The organism is Paenibacillus oleatilyticus (genome assembly GCF_018998565.1).
Classification (GTDB): Bacteria; Bacillota; Bacilli; order Paenibacillales; family NBRC-103111; genus Paenibacillus_G; species Paenibacillus_G oleatilyticus.
In genome coordinates, this window is record NZ_JAHNZO010000023.1 from 118,816 (window position 1) to 125,703 (window position 6,888).

10 protein-coding genes are annotated in these 6,888 nt (G+C 45.7%); 5 read left to right on the forward strand and 5 right to left on the reverse strand.

The features are described 5' to 3' along the window. Nucleotides 1-1,156 precede the first annotated feature (1,156 nt). On the forward strand, nt 1,157-1,477 hold the full coding sequence (locus tag KQX66_RS25600) for a CPBP family intramembrane glutamic endopeptidase (protein WP_216795626.1): 321 nt from the start codon (nt 1,157-1,159) through the stop codon (nt 1,475-1,477). A gap of 18 nt (nt 1,478-1,495) precedes the next feature. Here KQX66_RS25600 and KQX66_RS25605 read toward each other — a convergent pair whose 3' ends face one another. After that, a complete protein-coding gene (locus KQX66_RS25605; protein ID WP_216795627.1) occupies nt 1,496-2,356 on the reverse strand; it encodes an ATP-dependent DNA ligase in 861 nt (286 codons plus the stop codon). Between the two features lie 137 nt (nt 2,357-2,493). On the opposite strand from KQX66_RS25605, the gene KQX66_RS37540 reads away from it, so the two are divergent. Beyond that, nucleotides 2,494-2,613 carry a putative holin-like toxin gene (locus KQX66_RS37540; protein WP_253957430.1) on the forward strand — a complete coding sequence of 40 codons (120 nt, stop codon included), beginning with the start codon at nt 2,494-2,496 and terminating at the stop codon, nt 2,611-2,613. Nucleotides 2,614-2,851: 238 nt separating this feature from the next. On the opposite strand, the gene KQX66_RS25610 is transcribed toward KQX66_RS37540, so the two are convergent. The 4 genes from KQX66_RS25610 to KQX66_RS25625 form a co-directional block, all read right to left on the reverse strand. Continuing rightward, complete coding sequence (locus KQX66_RS25610; RefSeq protein WP_216795628.1) at nt 2,852-3,103, reverse strand: YolD-like family protein; 252 nt, start codon at nt 3,101-3,103, stop codon at nt 2,852-2,854. Nucleotides 3,104-3,116: 13 nt separating this feature from the next. Beyond that, a complete protein-coding gene (locus tag KQX66_RS25615) occupies nt 3,117-3,611 on the reverse strand; it encodes a YhjD family protein (protein WP_216795629.1) in 495 nt (164 codons plus the stop codon). Beyond that, the gene (locus KQX66_RS25620) at nt 3,608-4,864 is read right to left on the reverse strand and encodes a DNA polymerase IV (protein WP_216795630.1); all 1,257 of its coding nucleotides are present in this window, start codon (nt 4,862-4,864) and stop codon (nt 3,608-3,610) included. The genes KQX66_RS25615 and KQX66_RS25620 overlap by 4 nt, the downstream gene beginning before the upstream one ends. A gap of 128 nt (nt 4,865-4,992) precedes the next feature. Further along, nucleotides 4,993-5,214: a helix-turn-helix domain-containing protein gene (locus KQX66_RS25625; RefSeq protein WP_216795631.1), complete on the reverse strand. Its 222-nt coding sequence runs from the start codon at nt 5,212-5,214 to the stop codon at nt 4,993-4,995. A gap of 481 nt (nt 5,215-5,695) precedes the next feature. On the opposite strand from KQX66_RS25625, the gene KQX66_RS25630 reads away from it, so the two are divergent. From KQX66_RS25630 to KQX66_RS25640, 3 genes are all read left to right on the forward strand, one after another. After that, a complete protein-coding gene (locus tag KQX66_RS25630; protein WP_216795632.1) occupies nt 5,696-5,860 on the forward strand; it encodes a hypothetical protein in 165 nt (54 codons plus the stop codon). A gap of 40 nt (nt 5,861-5,900) precedes the next feature. Beyond that, nucleotides 5,901-6,068 (forward strand): hypothetical protein, encoded by a 168-nt coding sequence (locus tag KQX66_RS25635; protein ID WP_216795633.1) that lies wholly within the window; start codon nt 5,901-5,903, stop codon nt 6,066-6,068. A gap of 228 nt (nt 6,069-6,296) precedes the next feature. After that, nucleotides 6,297-6,632 (forward strand): hypothetical protein, encoded by a 336-nt coding sequence (locus tag KQX66_RS25640; protein WP_216795634.1) that lies wholly within the window; start codon nt 6,297-6,299, stop codon nt 6,630-6,632. Nucleotides 6,633-6,888: the final 256 nt, after the last annotated feature.

Sequence of the window (6,888 nt, forward strand, 5' to 3'; positions counted from 1 at the left end):
AAAGCTTGCTTTCCTGTGAACCTGTCAGAAACAAACGCAAAGCCGCGGTTAAACTTTCGGAGTACGAAAGCCAGGAGAACACAAAGTGTGGTAGTAATAAGGTGGAGCACGACAAAGTGTAAGAGATCATTTGTCATTAAATCCATTGTACTGGCGCCGGTTTGGAGAGCAGTAATCGTTACAATGGAGTCTACCAACGAAACTCCAATCGACCCTGTGATTCCAAAAATAAAAGCATATAAAACTGGATACCTTCTAAAAACAACTAAACAAATAATATATACGAGAACTTGACTAATTAAGAAATACGATGATTCCATTACGAATTTAAAATAATAATTTACGGCACCGACGATGAGGGATAGAATCAAAATCTGTTTATGGTTCCGTCTAATGTTAATCTTAAAAATCGCAAAATTTAACACAACCATGGATACGAAGAAGAGTATTGTGATTACGAGTTCGACCCAAATTCTAACTTCCACTTATGCATCAGTCTCCTCTTGCTTTTTCTTTGGATTCGGTTGATTTTTAAGGAGTATCCACGTCTTACCTATTTGAAAGGCTTCACATTTACCTTGCCTGCATAATTTCTTTATGTGGTCTTGAGATAGACCCCACAGTTTGTGAGCTTCCTCGGTTCCCATCAGAAGCTCTTGAATCTTACTTATTTTCAACATTTGAGCCCCCTAACCTATTGTAATTATTGACCGATATCGGTCATTCAATTATGATACTATCATGACCGATATCGGTCGTCAATACATAAGAAAGAAGTGAGCTGATGCCACATTTTATCACGGTTTTCATCTTAGCCATTCTCCCCATAATCAGCATTTTTGAAGTCCGAAAACTCAAGTCAAATATAAGCGATCGAACCAAAGAATCGGCTTACTGGAGAATATACTTTTGGTACGTCGTTGCATCTGTTTTGATCACTCTGGACCGGCCAATTTCTGAGTTATTCTATCATACTGGCTCAATCGAGTTGCCAACAATTATAAATCTCATACTGTGGACGGTTGTGAGTTACCACGTCTTTATGCTCATTGTACCTACCGTTCTTGTGTATTGCAGCAAGCGAATGCAAGACGCGACTCGAGCTGCATATGAGGAAAAAGAATACATGTTCCCACGCTCCGGGAAGAGCTTGGTCATGTTCACCATCCTGGCATTCGTTGTTGGGGTTTCTGAGGAACTGATCTTTCGAGGATACCTATACTCCTATCTGCAAGAATACTGGAGCGTATCGGACCTTGTAAGCCTTATAATCGTGAACGCAGTCTTCGGCCTTCTCCACTTCCATCAAGGGCGCTCAGCGATAATTGACACTGCCACACTGGGGATAGCGATGAGCCAGCTTTACATACAAAGCGGAAGCCTGCTGCTGCCGATAATATTTCATATCCTGTATGATTTGAAAATTGTTCTAATCACCCGAAAGCTTGGAATGCACAAGACCCACCTGCCAATTTAACGACGGTGGGTCTTTATGTTATAAAATAAATTCCACAAAAGCCGGCTGCCGCAGCATGCCTGCCTTTGTCCAGTTCCTTGTCTTTACCCTGGCTTGAATCTTCGGCTCCAGGTAAACAAAATCCCCTTTCTCTCCCACGACCAGTTGCTTACTGACTCCATAGAAAGCACGAGCTGCTGCAATAGTCACACCAAGCTCCACAATCCCTGCAGGTCGGAGTCTTCCTTCTTCCTGAACGTAAACCAGCCAGCCGAGTTCAGATTTTCTGTAGCCGGCAATAAAAACGTCATGATACTCCCAGCGAATGATCTTCAACCAATCAGGGGATCGCCGGCCGACATAGCTGCTCCCTTTCACCTTCCCGACTATCCCTTCCCATTTTCGCGCAGAGATAGCTTCGAATAAATCCCTTCCCCTGCCGTCGACAAAGGAAATAAGGGTAAAGTATTCATTCGGCCGTAAAACGTCAGCGAGGATTCTTTTCCGATCCATGAGAGGGAGTCCACGCAGGTCTTGACCATTCAACTGCAGTATATCAAAAACAACAAAATTCACAGGTCTTCTTTCCGCGGCGCCGTGGATCCGGTCTGCTTTCTTAAGCTGGAACCTTTCCATGACGCGCTCGAAATCAAATATTCCTGTCTCCGGGTCAACACTTGCGACCTCTCCGTCTAGGACTAGCTCCTCAGCTTCCGTCGGAACGTTCCATAGCTCGGGATACTGCCGTGTACAGTCGTTTTTATGGCGCGTAAATAGACGCACCTGACCGCCTGATAGATGCAATTGCAATCGGTGGCCGTCTATTTTCGGTTCGTAAATATGTGCCGCGGAATCGAAGGCTTCAGCCCTTGTCTCAAGCAGCATCGGTTCATAAAACATAACCATCACCTGAATAAATTGTAACAACTCCATATGGTAGGGAAAATAGTAGATTGCTGGGGATTAAACATGTATAATATTTCCTGTACAGTAGAATGGCTTTATGGGCGGTCGGCTAGCCTCTCGGAAGGGAGGTGATGCCTGTGGAGGTTAAGGACACTTTGACTCTCATGATCAGTTTCGGTTCGCTTATCATCGCGCTGCTGACGTTGGTCGTGACGATCGTCTTGGTGCTTATCCAAAACAAAAAGAAATAGACCGCCCCCGGTAAGGTACGGTCTATCATGACTCACTTTACTTGAAAGCCGACTGCCTTTGAAGCAGCCTACTGTACTGGGGGAGTCGTGTTGCGAGCACGGCTCTCTTTATTATGTGCTTCAATCCATTTGTTAATGCCAAAGAAAGTACTAAACTTTACTTTATTTTACCAACTGCAAACTCATAAATCAATATAGAATTCTATACGTTATTATTTCCAGAATATATCTGCGCTGCTCATACTCCAGGACTCTCCACCTTCATGATGTCTAAGAATGGCACCTTTTTCTCTTCCCCGTGCCGGCTAACATGGACCAGCTTTGTCCTCGAATCCATCTTCGTGATCTGGCCGCGCACCTGCTCTTCCATCCCCCATACGGTCAGCAGAACCTCTGCGTCCTCGTCTTTTGCCTCGATCAATTGATTCCCCAGTTCCTCCAGTTCAAATTCGTCACGTGTCGGGCGTTTCGGTACTTTCGACTTAGCCATGGCAAATCTCCCCCTATACCTTTTTGTTCAATTCAGCCGATATATTCTGAATGTGTTTACCTATCTTAACACTAATCGACGCACGTGCAACATCCCGCATGATCGAAAACTTATCTTCATAGCCGCGGCAAATATAACGAAAATGAAGATCTGTATCCTCGCGATCGTCTTTGAATATTTTTATTTTTCTTTCGCGGAGTTCGCGATTGACGGCCGCAAGCTCCAAATGAACCCGGTTCATGAGTGCCAGCGTAGCAACTGAGTATAGTTTCCGGAGTGGGTTCATGGAAAGAGTAATTTCCTTCCCATTCTTTTCAATCATCGTCAACATGACCGGCAGCAGGACAGCGTCGCGGATCATTTCGAGTTCTTCTCGTGTTGGGATTTGTGCCTTTTTCGTTTCAATACTCCCCGGATGACTCCGTTCCTCAAGTACCTCGCGGTGCTCAGGAAGCATCATTCGGCTGGCTTCCCATCGGCCGTTTCCTGATAGTTTTTTGCTGTTCATTTGTAGTGGCCCCCGATTTTCATTGATCTTTCACGAGCCTGCCCCGAAGCCATCAGTGACGACGCCCGAAGGATTGCAGAGCTCCCGTATCGGTTCTTGATGCTGTCCGTCGTCCGTTCCAACTGACGGAGTTTTTCCTTGTCTTCGAACAATGATAATTGATATGTCCCGGCGTCGGAAAGCCCTGTCAACGCCACGCCTAACCTGCGTACGGGATGGCCGTCCCAATGCCTATGAAAGAGCGATCTAACGGCAGCATACACTTCCTTCGTGATGTTCGTAGGATCTGGGAGAGTCATTTGCCTGTTGAAGCCCGTTGGATGGTCGTAATCAGCTCCGCTGGCGCCAACAGATACGACCCTTCCCATGAATCCTTTGGACCGGCAGCGCCGGCACACTTCCTCCGAGAGCTCGCCAAGCACGACCTCTATGTCCTCTTTCCGCGCATAATCAATAGGCAAAGTCATCCCGTGCCCGATAGCCTTTTGGCCCCCACCGAAGGTACCTGGAGAAACTGGGCTAGGGTCGATCCCCCACGAAGTCTCATGAAAAATTTGAGCCTGCACATGACTTTGTTTACCCATTCGTTGACTAAGCATCTGCTTAAATTTTGGTAGAGGAATTTTGGCGAGGTCGCCGATCGTATGGATGCCCATCCGGAGAAAATGATTTGTCATGCGGCCGGCCACGCCGTACATTTTGCTGATTGGCAACGACCACAAGTGACGGGATACTTCAGCTTGAGGGAGAATGAAAATCCCCTCTTCTGTCTTTTTGGCGAAGTTGTCACAGGCCGTTTTTGCGAGAATTTTGGTATCCGAAATACCGACCCTGGACCATACGCCAGTTGCAAGCATAATTTTAGCTTGAATTTGCTTCGCTATTTCCTCTGGGGAGCCGAAATATTTCAGGCTGCCGGTCACGTCCAGAAATTGTTCGTCAATGGAAAAAGGTTCAACCAGATCAGTAAACGTCTCATATATTCTCGTGATAGCCAACGAAACGTCGATGTACGTCCTCATCCGCGGCCGTATAACGACGAGTTCAGGACACTTCCCAAGGGCCTCCCCAAGCGTCTCAGCCGTCTTTACGCCGAACGATTTCGCTACTGGGCACGCGGCTAATATTATGCCAGATCTGCGTGCTGGATCACCGGCTACAACTACGGGTTGATCCGCATATTCAGGATGAGCTGCTTTTTCAACGCTCGCATAAAAACTCTGGCAATCTGCAAGCATGATGACTTTCTTCATCCTAGTCTCCAAAGTGTGTTCGCCTCCGATGGGAACATTTGTTTGTATTATATGCGAACAATATAGAAACATACAATAGAAATATCTTCCTATTAAATATTTTTTATAAAAATGAAAAAAACGCCGCGTTATTCGCGGGCGCTCTCTTCGTCTGGTTTATGCTCTATCACATCATTTGGCTGCACTCGAAAGTAAGTACATATCTTATCTATAGTTTCCATTGAGACATATTCATCCTTCCCCATTTTTGCAAGTTGAACTGTCCCTATCCCAAGTTCTTCTCTGAACTGAGTTTTTGTCAAGCCCTTCTCAACGAGTAGATGCCAAAGTGGCTTATATGAAAATCCCATAACATTTAATTTCCTTTCATTTAGTTTATATATTGTTTCCATTATAGAAAAACATATTTCAAAAAGCAAATATTATAATTGACGTTATGTTTCATTTATGATATATTTTATTTAGAAAGTGATACTTTAACTTTCTGAAAGGGTGATGAAATGAAAGATTGGGTACTTCTTCTTACGGCTTTCGTACAACTACTTACCGCAATAATCACACTACAAAATGGCCGAAAGAAAAGCAAAAAAGGAACCCCACGCCGCGCACCCCGCAAACGTAAATAGGTTCCTCGGAGAGGTCGCTAGCGACGGCCTCTCCACCCAATCTTAACATAAAGCGAGTTCAAATAAAATAAGATCAAAATAAATGGAGGGATTAGGAATGGACAAGCTCTTTTGGATCGTTTGGGTTCCGGTTTTAATCCTCTCAGTTGCTGGTCTCATTAAGGCATTTCGGAATCGGAAATAACAAACATGGGAGGTATTCGGTATGACGTTTCAAGAAGCACAAGAAATGGTGTTGTCGCAATTGAGGGTTCGGGTTTGGGAAAAGCAATGGGGCAACATCGAAATTGATTATGTCCGGTATTTTGACGATGTGGAGGCCATTGAGTCGTTCAGGAAAGAAACCGGCTTCCGCATAGAGATTCTATAGTACAGGCCCTTCGGGGCCTCCTTGAAGAGGAGGAAAGCCATTGTCTGAACAAATGCAGCCGTTAAAGAACGATTTCCTGGAGCTTCACAAGTTTTGGGGTACCGAATCCCTTGAACGACGGGACGAAGCCGGTATAGAGTACGCAAAGGGAGTAAGCTACGGATTTAAGATCGCTGCGGCGATCATTGAAACGAAGGAACAAAAATAGCGCGGGGGCTTCGGCCCCCCAAATAACGGGGGTATGCGGAATGGGTAAATACTCGGTAAGCCCGTACACATATGGGCCGTATAACAATCCTACATCATGGGGGATCTGGAACAAGGAAACAAAGGCATGGACGACATTCCTTCCGTGCCAAAGAAAGAAAGATGCGGAAGACGTTGCAAAGACTTGGAATGAATCAATCGTCGACGGACGGTATACGCGGGGGTCACGATGAAAAGCGAATTAACGATTGCTGATTGTCCGCAGGTCTTGCAGGATCGGGTAAAGAAGTCGCAACAATCAATTGAAGGCACTATAATCTCCGTACAAAAATGGGACAGCACACCCTACATCGATAAGTCTAGGATAGTTTCTACATATAAGGTGTTTATCCAATTTGGATTCGAAATCGCTATCTATCAGGCAACAAAAACCGTTGGAGGATGCACGCTGGATGACGATGTTACGGTCAATGTTGTAAACGCGGCTGAAATCGAGGTGATTGCCAGACATGCAAAATGGATCGGTGAGGATTTACGAAGAATTTTAAGAGATAGCCCCGCCTGACGAGACCTGCGCGAAACGGGCCGAAACCTACCGGCACAAGCCGCTGAACGTAGAAAATCCCCGTCAGCCTTACGAAGCCGGTGGGGATTTCGGTTCGTTACTCGTATCATTTCAATGTGCGTAAGTAGCCTGAGCCGCTACATTCGTCGACTTCACTCCAGGCCCGACATTCTATAGTAAGATAATAACCGTTCGATTTCGGCGCAGCAATCACCTCTCCTCCGGCTTCGCCACCTCTACGGCGGACTTCATGGTA

What these genes read in the sequence shown, in the direction of transcription:
- KQX66_RS25640 (WP_216795634.1), top strand. Translation starts at nt 6,297, where the DNA reads ATGAAAAGCGAATTAACGATTGCTGATTGTCCGCAGGTCTTGCAGGAT.
- KQX66_RS25630 (WP_216795632.1), top strand. Translation starts at nt 5,696, where the DNA reads ATGACGTTTCAAGAAGCACAAGAAATGGTGTTGTCGCAATTGAGGGTT.
- KQX66_RS25615 (WP_216795629.1), bottom strand. Translation starts at nt 3,611, where the DNA reads ATGAACAGCAAAAAACTATCAGGAAACGGCCGATGGGAAGCCAGCCGA.
- KQX66_RS25625 (WP_216795631.1), bottom strand. Translation starts at nt 5,214, where the DNA reads ATGGGATTTTCATATAAGCCACTTTGGCATCTACTCGTTGAGAAGGGC.
- KQX66_RS25600 (WP_216795626.1), top strand. Translation starts at nt 1,157, where the DNA reads ATGTTCACCATCCTGGCATTCGTTGTTGGGGTTTCTGAGGAACTGATC.
- KQX66_RS25610 (WP_216795628.1), bottom strand. Translation starts at nt 3,103, where the DNA reads ATGGCTAAGTCGAAAGTACCGAAACGCCCGACACGTGACGAATTTGAA.
- KQX66_RS25605 (WP_216795627.1), bottom strand. Translation starts at nt 2,356, where the DNA reads ATGTTTTATGAACCGATGCTGCTTGAGACAAGGGCTGAAGCCTTCGAT.
- KQX66_RS37540 (WP_253957430.1), top strand. Translation starts at nt 2,494, where the DNA reads ATGCCTGTGGAGGTTAAGGACACTTTGACTCTCATGATCAGTTTCGGT.
- KQX66_RS25620 (WP_216795630.1), bottom strand. Translation starts at nt 4,864, where the DNA reads ATGAAGAAAGTCATCATGCTTGCAGATTGCCAGAGTTTTTATGCGAGC.